Here is a 14,456-nt window from a genome sequence, read left to right as displayed (position 1 = left end):
GGGTGACGCTGTTGTTAACCCACCTCGGAAATTCTGGAAATCAGCTTGGTAAGCTCCTGATAATATTGTATATTTCCTGACTGGTAATAAAGATCAGCGGATTTGCGGAAATCCGTAATTGCGTTTAACTGATTCCCCAGTTGTCTATGTATATCCGCTCTGACTAAATAGGCTAGGGGATAACGTGGTTGTAAATGTATTGCTTGGGTTAAATCTGTTAATGCTGCTTTTAATTCTCCTAAAAGAAAGTAACTGCGACCACGATTAAACCAGTCTTCAGCTAAATTAGGGTTAATACTGATTGCTTGGGTATAATCAGATATGGCTTTTTTATAGTCATTCAGAGCATAACGGGCATTAGCGCGATCGCTATAGAATACAGCGGATTGGGGATACAATCGTAAAGCCTCAGTAAAATCACTGATTGCACCATTAAAATCTTTGACTGTATAACGAATATTTCCTCTGTGATAATAGGCGGCTAAAAAGTCAGAATCTATTGTTAAAGCCTGGTTATAGTCTTTAATTGCTGCTTGTATATTACCTAAAAACTTGTGAGCGTCACCTCGTTTGCAATATGCTGGAGCAAATTCTGGGGTGATTGATATTGATTGAGTATAATCTGCAACAGCACCGACAAAATCCTGCATAGCTTCCCGCACCGTTCCCCGTCCATAGTAAGCTGTAGCTAAAAGGGGATTAATTTGTAATGATTGATTATAGTCAGTAATTGCATTTTCATAATTTCCTAATTGGTGATGTGCATTAGCTCGAAAAGCATATACTATATCTAAATCAGGATTAATTTGTAATGCTTGATTATAATCGCTAATTGCTTGGTGATAATCCCCTAGATTGCCATAAATTAAACCCCGTTGATAGTAAACTTGAATATCATCAGGAACTATTGTTAATGCTTGATTAAAATCCTTAATTGCTTGGTGATAATTTTGGAGATGAGCATAAATTAAACCGCGATTGTAGTAAGCTGTAGCAAAATTGGGATTAATTTCTAGAGAACGATTATAATCATTAATAGCATTTTGGTATTTTTGCAAAGCATAATAACTATTGCCACGATTATGGTAAGCTTGAGCAAAATTAGGATTGATGTTTATAGCTTGGTTATAATCAGCGATCGCTTTTTCATAATTACCTAAAATATGAAAGATATTACCACGATTAATATACGCCATGGAAAAATTAGCAGATAATGCTAAAGCTGCATCAAAACTAGCAATTGCTTGTTGATAATTACTCCTACGATAATGATCTAAACCCTGTTGATGTAAAGTATTAATAACATTTTGATTCATAAATAAAGAGAGAATAGAGAAAAAATCTATAGCTGAGAATAGGCAACAGAGAACAGAGTTAAAAGTCCTGTGGTGTATAGTTTTTAGGTAAATTTTGGATCTCGTTCAAATACACAGCGCCATATTTGTCACCAATAAGCACACAAAATAGATTTTACCATAGATAGATCCCTGATTTCTCAAAGGATACTGCTGGCAAATAGGTGGTAAGACTCCTGCTAACCCACCAAAAAGCGAACTGCTTGCAGCAGCGCAACGCTTACGCACCTCCCACATCCCCCAAAAAGCGATTCGTATTAACTTCCAAAACTTTCCCTATTCAGTGCATAGCCGTAGTCTGTCGTATCGATCGCACCTTCCACATCCCAAAAAGCGAACTGCTTGCAGCAGCGCCTCGCTATCGCCCCCCACACCCCAAAAGCGATACCTTAGGTAAGCTTCGCTATCGCACTCCCACATCTCCCGATAAGATTGGCGATCGTACTCCAAGTTAGGTTAAGACCAAAATACTTTCTGTTTCACTGCTGTCAAACTGAATGATTGTGACAAAATTATCTGTCAAAATCTGCACAATTTTTGATGTAGGACTATTACCAATACGAAGAAAAATAAACTTAGGCGGATGACCATAAAGTAAACTACGTTGATGAAAATCAGAGTCTTTGGAAACAATCACAAAACTATTCGCTTTAGCATATTCCCATATAATTGCATCATCAGTATTTATCAGTGCTAAAGTCTTAACGTGTGCTGAATCGGGATATAGATCAATAATTTTATTAATAATCCGATCTGACAGATTTTCATCTAATAGCAGTTTCATAGTGCAGCGACAAATAACTTTTTCTCTCGATCAGCAGCAAAAGATAGACAGGCTCTAATATCTTCAGATGTCAGTTCTGAAAAATCTTCGAGAATTTCTGCTTCTGTCATACCACCTGCTAGATATTCCAAAATATCGTACACGGTTATACGCATTCCCCGAATACAGGGTTTTCCACTGCGTTTTCCTGATTCAATGGTAATAATGTCTTGGTAATTCATAATTAAGCTCTTCTTTTGAATCTTCAATCATTATATCCTAAGTTTTTAACCCAAACCCTCTAAAAAGCGATTTCTAGGTCGCACTTCGCTATCGCTCTCCCAATATCCCAAAAAGCAATACCTACGGTAAGCTTCGCTAACGCACTTTCCACATCCAAAAAAAGCGATTCCTAGGTCGCGCAACGCTATCGCCATTCCAGATCCCCAACAGCGAACTGCTTGCAGTAGCGCAACGCTTACGCACTTCCAGTATTTACTAAAAAGCGAACTGCTTGCAGCAGCGCTTGCGCTATCGCCCTTCCCACATCCCCCAAACAGCGATCCCATTTCCACATCCCCAAATGCGATCAACCTCTATAATTTACTATAGCTAGATATTGTGAATTTTGAGTTTAAACCAGCTATTTATATGATGGAACTTCTACTAACTCAGCAATGGAATCGCCAAGACGGAGAAAATGTTTCCCATTAAGAGTTAAGATTTTATCCGCTTCTATTTTTAAAGCAGAATAAGCGATTAAACTATCATAAATTGCTCCTCCCGTCAACCCTAAATTGACCATATTTTCTGTAGCTTGATAATAATCATCTTCAGTTAAAGAAATAATCTGAAATTCTTTGAGATTTTCCTGAATAAGCCTCTGAGTGATTTGAGGTGAAAAACGAGGTTGAGAAGGAAAAGAAGATATAACTGAGAACAATTCGGCTAAGGTATGAGTAATTATAAATCCTTCAAGTGAGGTTTTCACCTTTTCTAGCCATGACCAACAAGGAAAATGATGAGGATGTTTAACTAAAATAGCCGCAACTAAAACTGATGTATCAAATAATATTTTGACCATGAAATTACTTGATTCATTCTTTCATTTTTGAGTTCTTCAATTATTGAATTAGCATCTGTTAATAATTCCACATCCGAGACTAATACATGACCTTCATAGTAAAGTGATGGTTCTTCTTTGATGGGTTTTAAAATTAGTTTTCCGTCTTGAACTTATAATGATAGTTTGGATTCATTATTTAAACCTAACTGTTGTCTAATAATTTCAGGAATTTGCAGATGTCCTGATTGATTTAAGGTGACTAATTCCATAGTGTTTTTTCCAAAAAAGAGTAACTGTTTGTATTATAGCAGCGATCGCACCTCCACATCCCAAACAGCGAACTGACAAGTCAGCGCTTGCGCTATCGCCCCCTCAATACCAAAACTTAGTTTAGGATAGTGATTTGATAAGAGGTTGAGTAATAATTTTTCTGTTTTTAGCTACCTGTTTTTTCCTTAAATCTTGACAATTTTCATGCAAATCATAATTAAAAGATTTAGCGTGTTCTTCTCGAATTTTGTAAATTTCTTCTAATACTTCATCTTTCTACATAGTTAATCTCCCATAAGTTCATAAGGTGTACAAATTGTTGGTAGTTCATATCCAGATTGAATACTAATTTATGAGAGTTTTTTCTGGATTTGTGCGTTAGCAATATGTTTACAGTTCCATGTTAACAAATAATCTACTTGATAAACAGTGGCTAAGGCAAAAGGATTTTCTTAAGTTCAGGAGTAAATGATTTTGCCATATCACACATTCACTAGGATTTTACTAATCCGTTGACTAATGATATCGATTGAAATTTCTTGACCTGAATCACCTGAGATCACTTGATTCAGTTCTAAAAGCTCTGGAACCATAATCATGAGCTTCTGCTCTAGATATTCTAAAGAACTAGCTTCTGTTATTAAACCGGGTACATCTTCACTAGAGGCAGTCCAGACTTGAGCCTCTTCATCCCAGAAAGCATGGACTTTTAAAGATAATTCACTCATAAACGTACACCATGACACAACGATCGCATCCCCCAATTATACCTCCCATCCCAGGAACGATCGCTCTCAATAATTTATGTTGCCCCAATCGCCCCCACATCCCAAAAAAGGCGATTACTAGGTCGCGCTTCGCTATCATTCTCTAACGTTGTAAATCTAAATACACTCTTTCAAAAGGCTGTTTTCGATAACTGCGGTAAATATCAAAATCACTATCTAATGTAATAATTGATGAAATATTGAGCCGTTCAGAGATAGTAATTAATGACAAATCAGCAAAATCCCCTGGTAAGTCTGCATACTGTTGATTAAGTTCTCTAATGCGAGTAAAATCTTCTGGTATTAGAGGAATACAACGATAAAGTTTTTGAGCTAAATCATTGAGAAATTCATTTTGTGTCCGATAATCTCTACTCAAAAGATACATCACTTCGGTCACGCAAGGAATAGTTGTAATCAGTTCACTTGAACATTGTTCAAAAAAGTTACAAACGGATTTATGATAATTATCTTGCACGCTGTAGTAAGCAAATAAAATACTGCTATCAGTAAGAATAATAGGAGGATAATCATTCATTGATGATATTTTTGATGGCGGTTTTGAATATGCTCTGCAACGTCTTTTTTACGATTTTCTCGTAATGATAAATTAGGAGCAGCATCTTGTAATAGGTTTTCTGGATGTTTTCCTCGTCTTTGAGCTAGGGTTTGACGAGGTTTTATGGTTTGCCAATGTTGATAAATTAGTTTTTTTAGCAGTTCTTCAGAGGTAGTATTCTCTTGAGTAATGATTTCTGCTAGGTATGTTTCCGTTTCTCGATCTAGCTTGATAGATATCATTTTTGTTTTTTGCAATGGACTTATACATTTTATGTTCTATTATACCTCTAAAAATATGATCGCTCTCCCTCACATTCCCAAAAACCGAACTGCTTGCAGCAGCACTTCGCTTACGCACACTCCCACATCCTGAACAGAAAGGCGATCGCATGAGCTAATTAATCTTGCCAATTTTCTTTTGCTCTAGCAAAAATTTCATCTATAGTTTGATCTTTATATATTGTGCGAGAGATTTCTACATAATCAGTAGGCGTTTTGTGTAGTAAGTTCAAAAAACGTATAGCTGCGGCTGAACCAAGAGACTTATACAGAGCATTTATACCTTGTACTCTAATTTCTGTATCATCCATAATATTATTGATTTTCATAATTTTCATTCTTCCTAATATAGTCAATAGGGTTCATGATTGCTATCTCTAGCTGTAATTTTTGAGATTGCTTCCTCAAACTTTCATCACAAGTCAAGAAAAAATCAGCTTGAATATTAACAGCACAGGCCAAGTGTAAAGCATCTTTACTTGATAGGTTAGCCGACTGCTGAAATAAACGGGCTTGTTCTACTATTTCAGTTTTTGGAGCTACCTTTATTTTACACAAACTGATCATGCCCAACACTGCATATTTACGATCAATGAATGGACATAATTCGGTTTCATCTTGGTGCATAAAAGACCAAACTAGAGTTACCTGTTCTGTTTGAGCTTGAGTAAATATCTCTTGGCAAGCTACAGCCTCCATTTGGATTCTAACTTGTCTTGGATCATCAAAGCCACGCTGAAAGCAGTTATAGTCTAGATAAATGAGAGTCATGTTTCATGTTTAGCCACTGTACTACTGCTTTTTATATTACTGGTTATAGGGATCGCATTCCCACATCCCAAAAGCGAACTGACAAGTCAGCGCTTGCGCTATCGCCCCTGACATCCCTAAAAAGCGAACTGACAAGTCAGCGCTTGCGCTATCACACTCCCACACCCCAAAAGCGATCGCTAATTTCACAAGATGATAATTACCAAATCACGGAGCATTCGTAACTTTTAAAAACGGAGTCACGGCTAACTAATGTTGCATTTTCAACTTTGGATTGAGCTATAAGCATTCTATCAAAGGGATCTTTATGGTGCAGTGGTAAAGTTTTTAATTCCAAAATATGAGGAAGTGTTGCAGATATTAACCTGATATTATTTCGCTCCCACTGAATCTTTAGCATAAGTTCTAGATCGTCTCTGAGAGCAAAGCAAGTTTGCCTAGCTGAATTTTGATTTGCATTTCCCATAGACTGACAACGCTAATAATTACTTCATTATCAGGATCTTGAAGTAAGTGTATTGTGCTTTTAGGAATACACTCTGGATCGCTATGCCACCACATGAAAGCATGAGTATCAAGCAACAATTTCATGATTCTCCTAGCCAAAATTCATCGGGTAATGGATCGTCAAAATCAGCAGTAAATATGCAAGATCCTAAACCAAGTCCTGCTTGGCGTAGCTGTTTGGATGAGGAGTCTTGAGACTTTTGATTAATCTTTATTTCTACCCATTGCAATAGTTGTGTAGCTAGTTGGATTTGCTCCTGAATGTCTAAATTTTTAGCTTCGTTTAAGAGTTCTTTTAATGGCATATAGTTGGCTACCTTGCAAGATACTACTGCAATCATTTTAGCGCGATCGCACCAATTTCTAAAACCAACGATCGCCCCTTACATCCCTAAAAAGCGAACTGCTTGCAGCAGCGCCTCGCTATCGCCCTCCCATTCCCCAAAAGCGATCGCTTAGAGAAAAGGATTAATAATCTGTAATCCTTCCACTGTAAAACCGTGTTGCATATCCTCTGAATAGAGTTGATTCACATTAACTGATAGTGCACTGGCGATAATTAAACTATCCCAAAATGAGAATAAATATTTTGTTCTTAATGTGGATGCTGTTAACAATATATTCAAATCAAGTTCAATGATATGATGAATTTGATAAAAACCTTGAATAAGATTTTGAATTTGATTTTCAGAAAAATTTCCTTTTTTGATTAAGTTTACACAAACTTCATTGATTACCTGAGTACTTAAATAAAGTCCTGTTTGTGTGGCTAGATGGTTAGCAATTTGATGTTTTCGGATATCTTGACTCTGATTAAGTGCATATATCCAGATATTTGAATCTAAAAATGTCATTTTTTTATTCGTTTTCGTAAATTCCTTCTCGTTTCATTGGAGTTAATTTTTCTATATTTAACGGATGTTCTAATAAATATTGGAGGTAATTTACAGACTGTTCAGAAGTGTCTTGTTGAAGAGTGACTTTAACTATATTGGGTTGTTTTAACTGTTGTTGGTACTGTTCGGGAATTTTGATCATCCCATTTTCAATAGTGGTTTGAAATTCTACTGTAATCATATCTATTTTCCTAGTCTTTATTTGCTTGTTAGTTCTATTATACCTCAGTTTATTTCCTTTACCATTCCTGAAAGCATCAAAGCGATCGCCCCTCACATTCCCAAAAGCGAACTGCTTGCAGCAGCGCTTGCGCTATCGCACCCCCACATCCCCAAACAGCGATCAAGTTTTCACATTAATCACATCCACAATCACGACCAGCACCTCCAGCGCCTCCTGTTAATCCGCCAATACCAGCACTTCGTTCAGGGAATATATTCCCGACTGTTCGGACTGAGGCATTAGATGGAATAGATGTATTAGAAACTAAATATTCTCTCGCTCCACCTGATGTGTAACCACCTTCGATATATTTGTTGTTTACTCCAGGCGCTCCAGAATAAGTTCGTTTAAGACCATTCGGAGAAAACTCAATTACTGTAAAACTTCCTGTCTTGGAAGGATCAATTCCTAATCGTGAAGCAATTTGATTTGCATTTAAATATTTAATATCCTCAGCAGCAGCTACAAAAACCTCTGGATTACCTGGTTTTCCTAGTGTTGTAAGAGGTGTATTACTAGGAACAACTCGTGCTACCGTATTAGGAATGCCAGTTCTTCGTCCTAATTGTAATAATTTCCCTGCTTTACTTGCTAAACCCGCTCCTATTGCTCCTGTTCCAAAATCAAATAGAGCGTCATTTAAAGAATAACAAGATCCAGTAAGCTTTGATATAGCATAACCAAATAAGACACTTGTTGCTCCACCGATAAGAAGATTTGCAAACTCACCGCTAGGATCATTGGAATATATTGGACTATTCCCTACATAACCAAATAAGTTAGTGTTCCCACCATTAAATCCAATCGGATCTTCACTCAAAAATCTTCCCGTAGCTTGGTTATAATACCGCGCACGGTAATAATAAAGCCCAATCTCCTGATCAAACTCTCTTCCCGTAAACAGATAACGAGTATCAATAGCAGGATTACTTTCAGAAATTACCTGACCAAAGGAATCATAAACAAAATGATTCACCACTGCACCGCTATTATTCACCAAATCCCGAATCGTTCCCAAATGATCAGTTAAATGCCAGACCACATTACCAGCACTTTCCTGTGCCAAAACCTGATCAACACCTGCACCATGCAGATAGCGTTTATCTAAAACAGGCTGATTTGCACCCGCACCATCACTATCCACAAACTCTAACAGCACATTACTACGGTCATAGATAAACTGTTTCACCACTGCGGGAGTTGTATCTTGAGGATTGGTATCTACAGATTTAGCAATGCGGCGATTGAAAGCATCATAGGTGAACTCAACCCGTTGCGTCTCGTTACCTTCAGCGTCCTTATCAACCATAGCCACTAAGCGGTTACGATAATCCCAGGTCAACTCTTGCACCTTACCAGTAGCAATTTCTGTCTGCTTGGTTAAATTCCCTTCGTTGTCATACTCATAATTATATTTACCATCAGATAGTAGGCGGTTGCCTTGACCTGTTACATACCCATTCCCGTGAATATTTGAGGTGATCCGGTTGCCATTTGCATCGTAGGTGTAAGATTCATCTGGGTTGTTAGCATTACTGTGATTAGCACCTGTTAACTGGGCGCGATTATCGTAGGTGTAATCTGTCGCGCCATCAACATCAGTAATTTTAGTAATGCGACTCGCTGCATCATAAACATAGTTATGGAAAGCGACATTATTTGTACCGTTACTGTGGTTTAAATTCGTGAGACGATTGAGAGAATCATAGGTGTAGGTTGTGCCATTGACTAACTGAGTTCCTGTGAGGTTAGCATAGCGATTAATTGAGGTATATTGTCCAAGAGAATTGTAAGCAAAATCAACTCTTTTATCACTGACATTATTACCCGATTGAGTTAATTTAGTCAGGCGATTTAAAGCATCATAACTGTAGGAGTTATTGCCACCTGCCACATTATTAATCCTGTCAGCAACAGAGAGAACATTGCCTACTTTATCGTAGGAGTAATTAAGGACAACATTAGAAAAACCAGGAGTACCAGCATTATTTACAGACAATAAACGATCTCTATTGTCATAATTAAATGCTAAGGAACTAAACTTATCATTAACCGCAGTTTGGTTACTAGCTTTGTCGTAGCTGTAATTAATTACCTGATCAGTTCCTACCCATTTTTCCTGATTTAGACGATTGATGTCATCATATTTAAACTCAGTTCGGCGATTATTGCGGTCAGTTTTCGCAATCAAATTATTAACGGGATCATATTGATATTGAGTAGATTTTCCTAATGGGTCGGTTTCATTAATGAGGCGATCGCGTGCATCATAAGCAAATATAGTCTTATTATTTACAGGATCAGTAACAGAAGCCAGATTATTACTCAAATCGTAAGTAAACTTAGTGCTACCCAAATCAGGAGCGATTGTTTCAATCACCCGATTCCGAGCATCATATTTATTCTCAGTCTTATGTCCTAAAGGATCAACCACTGAAAGTAAATTACCCAAAGAATCATAACTATAGCTGGTCTTTTGGTTGAGTGTATCAATATTTTCAATCAACCGATTCAACTTATCGTAGGTATTCTGATTCACATTACCTACAGCATCAGTAGTTGATATCAAATTACCATCAGCATCATAGCTATAGGTAGTAATCGGAGAAGTTAAAGGACCATTGCCATCGGGGTCAGCTTCAATAATTTTCACTAACCGATTCAGTGCATCATATTCAAAGGTAGTGCGATTACTATTTTCATCAATAATTGCGGTTTGATTACCTGCTAAATCATATTCAAATTGGCGTTTAGCTTCGTCTGCTGTTCCCTTAGCGTAGATGATGGAAATTAAACGACCATTCGCATCATAATCACTATCAGTAATCCGTCCTAGAGGGTCAGTAATCAGGTCAACTAAGCCATTATTTGTGTAGGTAAATTGGGTAATAATATCATCATTGCCACCAACTTCACCCACTACCTGAGTTAGAGATAAAAGATTACCGTTATTGGGATCAATTTGATAAAGAGTTTGATGACCAAGTTCATCAGTCATGCTGGTGAGTTGGTTAAAAGTTGGATCGTAAGTATAGCGACGAGGTGTACGTTCAAAACTTATTATATTTTTAATTAAGTTTTGATTATCTGTCACATCATTTGTAGTCAGGAAAAAGTTGGTATCAAACATAACGGTTAGTTTGCCACCAAGAGCGTTAGGAAGATCATTGTCATCAAAGTAGAGTGTACTACCCCGATTTGCATTATCTACTGTCACAAATTGCCCTGTTCCTGGATTTGTCACACCTCCAGTTGCTACCCCTCCATAGGTGACATTGCCATCAGAAATCAGATTAGGACTATTAAAGGGCGATAAAACTTTTTGTACAAAAGCAGGTTCAACAAAATTCAGTGAACCACCACCAGCTAATTGAATCAGGTTTAAAATAGAATTATTGCGAGTAGCAAAATTGTTATTTTCACCTACTAATAATAAATCCCCTCCTCCCCGTAAGAATCCTAAATAAAGTGCTTGATCTGCTTCGCTTAGTGGATATGCATTGTCAACTCTATTATCTATAACTTGAGTGAATCCAGTTAAGGTATTGGGTACTGTATTAACAATTGTAGTTGTAATGCCAGCTTCTTCAAGTAATCCTTTTATAAAAGGTGTTCCATCAGTATTTAGACCATTACTGATAATTAAAGCATTTCCACTAGGAGAAATAAATGCGAGCGAATCTTGAATACTCAAGACATTACCATTATCATCATAAGTAAATGATGTAACGTTACCTCTGGCATCTGTTTGTCGAGTAACCAGATTATGTTCATTCCGTTGGACAGCAGGTAATAAACCAACTTCATCAGAAGATGATACTATTTGCCCGGCTTGATCAAGATTATTGACTATTTTCTTACCATTAGCATCTGTATAGGTAGATGCAGCATTTCCCAACTGAAAGGCAAGAGGCACATTTACGGGATCAATAGTTTTATTTGGTGCATATAAACCTTGCACTTGTACAGGATCAAAATCTAATTCTGAACCATCTTTACGAATAGCTCGATCTGCTCTTCCTGCAAAGTCATAGAATGTCTGTTCTTTATTTCCTCGCTTATCAACCTCAGAAATCATTAGATGATTAGGGTCATATTCCCAAGTACGACTTGTACCATCGGGATCTGTAATTTTGATTAAATTACCATTAGTATCGTAGGTTAATTTAGTGCTACGACCAGCAGGATCTGTTATTTCTGTAATTCTATTATTGCTGTAGGTAAAAGTAGTTTCTAAACCTACCGGATCAACCATTTTCATTAACCGGCGATTTTCATAGACATACTGAGTTTCATTACCAATGCGATCGCGCATTTTTGTTAACAGATTTTCCCCATTGAAACTATAAACGGTTTTATCTGTCATCGTGCAGCGGAAAGTACCATCAACGTTCTAAGGTGGAAAAATCGCCTACTGGTGATTTATAGCTATTATCTGCTTTCTTTTCAAACAATAACTCACTACCATCACCATCAATAATAATTACTGAATTATCAGCATTAACAAATATTTCCTGTAAACCAGCTAATCCCCAACCACTACCAAAAGCACTATTTACAGTATTAATATGTAGGAATTTACCCTTACTGGTAGAAGTAGAACCATTCAACTGATTATTATTTAATCGCATTAATCCAGTGGTTAAATCATAATCATAACGACCTGAATCTAAAGTTCTCAAATCTGCCTGTAGTGCAGCATCAATCTTCCCACCACCATTAGGAATTGACCAGAAATTTTCCCCGCCATTTAAGCCAAATTGACCGCCAACAAAACCGGGTACTTCTAACTTAAAATCACCCCGTTTAATTGTTAATTCAGCCATCAATCTCAAATTAGAATTATTCGGCACATTGTTATAACCAAAATGCAAAATTGGTCTAGCATCTGCTCGTTCTGAATCATAACGTAAACTGATAACGCAGATTTTCTGGTAATGCGGCCGGAGTAAGTTCTGTGGGAACTGTGGTAATACTTAATTGTCCTGTATAGGGTTGACCTTCTTGATTAAATAAACTATTAGCAAAAACCTTTACTGCTGAACCTTGTATAGCTGCACTGGTAACAGTTTGAGTAATTGTTGGGTCAATTGTTTGGGCATTACTAATATCAATTGGTGGTAAATAAATGGGACGATCAATAATATTTTTCACATTGGTATAAACATCATGTCCCAACAGTAAAGGCAGTTTTTCCGCAATAGATGGATAAACAATATTATTGACCTGTTGACCTGGTTCAATAATCAATGCTGCATCAGCAGATGGTACTTGATTTAAAGTCAAAATAAATGAACCATCTGCATTTGTGGTAGTAGAAATATCACCGATTTTAACTTTCACCCCAGCCAAAGGTTATTGTCCAACATTTTGAATTACACCGCTAATTCTGGTTGTTGTTTCCGTATCAGCAACGACAGCTAAATTAAATTTCTTACTTGTCACTTCCCCACCATCTCTAGCGACTAAGGTAAAATCATAACTGCCAATTTGTGTGGGGGAAGGTTTAAAAATTAATGTTCCATCGCTGTCTAAATTGCCTGTAGGTAGGTTTTGCTCACTTTCAAGGGCAAAATTGGCATTTTTCCCAAAAATCTCTTTAGATTCGAGTTTTAACTGCTGTCCTGGCATGACAGTTAACTTAGGTGCTAACAAATTATCCAGAACATAATTACCGACACTTCTACCAGTTGCTAACCCTTCCACATTAGCCGAATTAAAATGAATACCTCCATAAATGCGACTAATTCCTGCTTCATTAGCTGCATTTGTAAAGTTACTAAAAGTACGATAAATACCAGGAGTTCCTAAAGAATTAGTGGTAAAACTAACATTATTACCTAACAATCCTGTTAAGATAGTTTCCGCCGCACCGCTAAACGTACTATGTCCAGAAACATACTCTGGGAATGGTGGAGTAGTTAATAAAGGTGTCCAAGTAGCATCAGCAATAGTATTAGCATTACCATCACTATCTGCATTTTGAATAGCGGTAATTGGTCGCCAGAAATTATAATGATATTTAGCATCCCACGCTGCAATTCCCGCATCAGCTAAGGAAATATCTAATAATGCAAATAACCGGGCATTATCTACTAAAGAATTACCTTTAGTTGCAGCAACATTTTGGGCGATTTGATTCCAATGTCCAGATGGTGTAAATGTACCAGAACCATCAGCCCAGAATTTAGCAATTTGTGTTTGTTCCGCCGTGCGAGTGGTGCTATTTTTACTACCTAAATCTTTAACTTGATTAAATTCTGTGGTATATTCAGCACTGTTTAAAGCGGGTGTACCATCAGGACGGAATTGATCACCACTGGTTAACGCAAATGGTGTCACTTGTCCCCATTGTGGTAATAAAGCAGGAGCAAATCCTGGGGACGTTGGTTGCCATTGTCCGGGGTTAGTTCCTGGTGTATAAGTAATAGTATTACTAGACCCATCTCCACGTCTTAAAGTTAAAATATCATCAGCTACAGTGCATCCAAATGTCACACCATTATCTTCTGCTGTACCGTCGGTAATTTCTGCTAAGGAAGCGGTTAAAGCATTATCAAAATAGGATTTTTGTCCAGGATAGAGATTAATTAAAACTTGATGTGCTGCGCTTGCGGCTGCGGCTTCTGCTGATACAATTGTTGGTGCTGTACCTGTGAAGTGATAGTTTTTGTAAGTTCCAGTAATTGTGTTTATAGCATCAAAAACCGCAGTTTGGGTGATGGCCATGTTGCGAGAAGCTACTGGTGGTGTTGTCTTATCTTCATAAATGGCATTTAATAAAATCCCATTCCAATCTAATACTACATCACTGTTATCTTGTGCAACTCGTTTGATAATTGTGGTAAAGGTGCTGGTGTTTCCTGCTATATCTTGTGCATTAATAGTAAAGGAGTTATCCCCTAATATGAGAGGTACGTCAGTAAATGTAAATTTACCCGCATTATCAGCGCCAAGAATACCATTAGGAGTAAAGTATAAGCAAGATTTTCTATATA

Annotated in this window: 20 protein-coding genes and 1 pseudogene; 2 read left to right on the top strand and 19 right to left on the bottom strand. The window is 37.2% G+C overall.

Annotation, left to right across the window (positions count from 1 at the left end; translation table 11 throughout):
* Positions 1-14: 14 nt before the first annotated feature.
* Complete coding sequence (locus H6F62_RS05060) at positions 15-1,316, bottom strand: tetratricopeptide repeat protein (RefSeq protein WP_137906241.1); 1,302 nt, start codon at positions 1,314-1,316, stop codon at positions 15-17.
* A 242-nt stretch (positions 1,317-1,558) separates the two neighbouring features.
* Between H6F62_RS05060 and H6F62_RS05055 the strand changes: the two genes are divergently transcribed.
* Entirely contained in the window at positions 1,559-1,810 is a 252-nt protein-coding gene (locus H6F62_RS05055; protein WP_137906240.1) for a hypothetical protein, read from the top strand.
* Here H6F62_RS05055 and H6F62_RS05050 read toward each other — a convergent pair.
* The 12 genes and pseudogenes from H6F62_RS05050 to H6F62_RS05000 all read right to left on the bottom strand — a co-directional run bounded on the left by H6F62_RS05050 (position 1,807) and on the right by H6F62_RS05000 (position 6,644).
* Complete coding sequence (locus tag H6F62_RS05050; protein WP_137906239.1) at positions 1,807-2,139, bottom strand: DUF5615 family PIN-like protein; 333 nt, start codon at positions 2,137-2,139, stop codon at positions 1,807-1,809. The two genes, H6F62_RS05055 and H6F62_RS05050, sit on opposite strands and share 4 nt — an antisense overlap.
* The gene (locus H6F62_RS05045) at positions 2,136-2,360 is read right to left on the bottom strand and encodes a DUF433 domain-containing protein (RefSeq protein WP_137906238.1); all 225 of its coding nucleotides are present in this window, start codon (positions 2,358-2,360) and stop codon (positions 2,136-2,138) included. The genes H6F62_RS05050 and H6F62_RS05045 overlap by 4 nt, the downstream gene beginning before the upstream one ends.
* 401 nt (positions 2,361-2,761) lie before the next feature.
* Positions 2,762-3,202, bottom strand: coding sequence for a PIN domain-containing protein (locus H6F62_RS05040; RefSeq protein WP_137906237.1), 441 nt, complete (start codon positions 3,200-3,202; stop codon positions 2,762-2,764).
* Between the two features lie 536 nt (positions 3,203-3,738).
* A pseudogene (locus tag H6F62_RS20830) lies at positions 3,739-3,894 on the bottom strand (DNA-binding protein); the annotation flags it as partial.
* A gap of 42 nt (positions 3,895-3,936) precedes the next feature.
* On the bottom strand, positions 3,937-4,182 hold the full coding sequence (locus tag H6F62_RS05030) for a DUF1902 domain-containing protein (RefSeq protein WP_137906236.1): 246 nt from the start codon (positions 4,180-4,182) through the stop codon (positions 3,937-3,939).
* A 142-nt stretch (positions 4,183-4,324) separates the two neighbouring features.
* On the bottom strand, positions 4,325-4,759 hold the full coding sequence (locus tag H6F62_RS05025) for a PIN domain-containing protein (RefSeq protein WP_137906235.1): 435 nt from the start codon (positions 4,757-4,759) through the stop codon (positions 4,325-4,327).
* Positions 4,756-5,022 carry a hypothetical protein gene (locus tag H6F62_RS05020; protein ID WP_137906234.1) on the bottom strand — a complete coding sequence of 89 codons (267 nt, stop codon included), beginning with the start codon at positions 5,020-5,022 and terminating at the stop codon, positions 4,756-4,758. Before H6F62_RS05020 ends, H6F62_RS05025 begins: the two co-directional genes overlap by 4 nt.
* Before the next feature lie 158 nt (positions 5,023-5,180).
* Positions 5,181-5,390 (bottom strand): hypothetical protein, encoded by a 210-nt coding sequence (locus H6F62_RS05015; protein ID WP_039201908.1) that lies wholly within the window; start codon positions 5,388-5,390, stop codon positions 5,181-5,183.
* Positions 5,377-5,832 (bottom strand): PIN domain-containing protein, encoded by a 456-nt coding sequence (locus tag H6F62_RS05010; RefSeq protein ID WP_137906233.1) that lies wholly within the window; start codon positions 5,830-5,832, stop codon positions 5,377-5,379. Before H6F62_RS05010 ends, H6F62_RS05015 begins: the two co-directional genes overlap by 14 nt.
* A 199-nt stretch (positions 5,833-6,031) precedes the next feature.
* A complete protein-coding gene (locus tag H6F62_RS21305) occupies positions 6,032-6,232 on the bottom strand; it encodes a type II toxin-antitoxin system VapC family toxin (RefSeq protein ID WP_347238698.1) in 201 nt (66 codons plus the stop codon).
* A 5-nt stretch (positions 6,233-6,237) separates the two neighbouring features.
* Complete coding sequence (locus tag H6F62_RS20825; protein WP_236097038.1) at positions 6,238-6,423, bottom strand: hypothetical protein; 186 nt, start codon at positions 6,421-6,423, stop codon at positions 6,238-6,240.
* Positions 6,420-6,644 carry a hypothetical protein gene (locus H6F62_RS05000; RefSeq protein ID WP_137906232.1) on the bottom strand — a complete coding sequence of 75 codons (225 nt, stop codon included), beginning with the start codon at positions 6,642-6,644 and terminating at the stop codon, positions 6,420-6,422. Before H6F62_RS05000 ends, H6F62_RS20825 begins: the two co-directional genes overlap by 4 nt.
* A 4-nt stretch (positions 6,645-6,648) precedes the next feature.
* On the opposite strand from H6F62_RS05000, the gene H6F62_RS04995 reads away from it, so the two are divergent.
* Complete coding sequence (locus H6F62_RS04995; protein ID WP_190371482.1) at positions 6,649-6,798, top strand: hypothetical protein; 150 nt, start codon at positions 6,649-6,651, stop codon at positions 6,796-6,798.
* Here H6F62_RS04995 and H6F62_RS04990 read toward each other — a convergent pair.
* The 6 genes from H6F62_RS04990 to H6F62_RS04965 form a co-directional block, all read right to left on the bottom strand.
* Positions 6,795-7,193 carry a PIN domain-containing protein gene (locus H6F62_RS04990; protein WP_137906231.1) on the bottom strand — a complete coding sequence of 133 codons (399 nt, stop codon included), beginning with the start codon at positions 7,191-7,193 and terminating at the stop codon, positions 6,795-6,797. The two genes, H6F62_RS04995 and H6F62_RS04990, sit on opposite strands and share 4 nt — an antisense overlap.
* A gap of 4 nt (positions 7,194-7,197) precedes the next feature.
* Complete coding sequence (locus H6F62_RS04985; RefSeq protein ID WP_137906230.1) at positions 7,198-7,416, bottom strand: hypothetical protein; 219 nt, start codon at positions 7,414-7,416, stop codon at positions 7,198-7,200.
* Between the two features lie 175 nt (positions 7,417-7,591).
* Positions 7,592-11,824, bottom strand: coding sequence for a polymorphic toxin type 10 domain-containing protein (locus tag H6F62_RS04980; RefSeq protein ID WP_190371481.1), 4,233 nt, complete (start codon positions 11,822-11,824; stop codon positions 7,592-7,594).
* A gap of 19 nt (positions 11,825-11,843) precedes the next feature.
* Positions 11,844-12,311 carry a hypothetical protein gene (locus H6F62_RS04975; RefSeq protein ID WP_190371480.1) on the bottom strand — a complete coding sequence of 156 codons (468 nt, stop codon included), beginning with the start codon at positions 12,309-12,311 and terminating at the stop codon, positions 11,844-11,846.
* A gap of 49 nt (positions 12,312-12,360) precedes the next feature.
* Positions 12,361-12,801: a hypothetical protein gene (locus H6F62_RS04970; protein ID WP_190371479.1), complete on the bottom strand. Its 441-nt coding sequence runs from the start codon at positions 12,799-12,801 to the stop codon at positions 12,361-12,363.
* 12 nt (positions 12,802-12,813) lie between these two features.
* On the bottom strand, positions 12,814-14,187 hold the full coding sequence (locus tag H6F62_RS04965) for a vanadium-dependent haloperoxidase (protein ID WP_190371478.1): 1,374 nt from the start codon (positions 14,185-14,187) through the stop codon (positions 12,814-12,816).
* Positions 14,188-14,456: the final 269 nt, after the last annotated feature.

This window comes from Anabaena sp. FACHB-1391, assembly GCF_014696755.1.
GTDB lineage: Bacteria > Cyanobacteriota > Cyanobacteriia > Cyanobacteriales > Nostocaceae > Dolichospermum > Dolichospermum planctonicum.
This window is presented reverse-complemented; position numbering and strand designations above follow the sequence as displayed.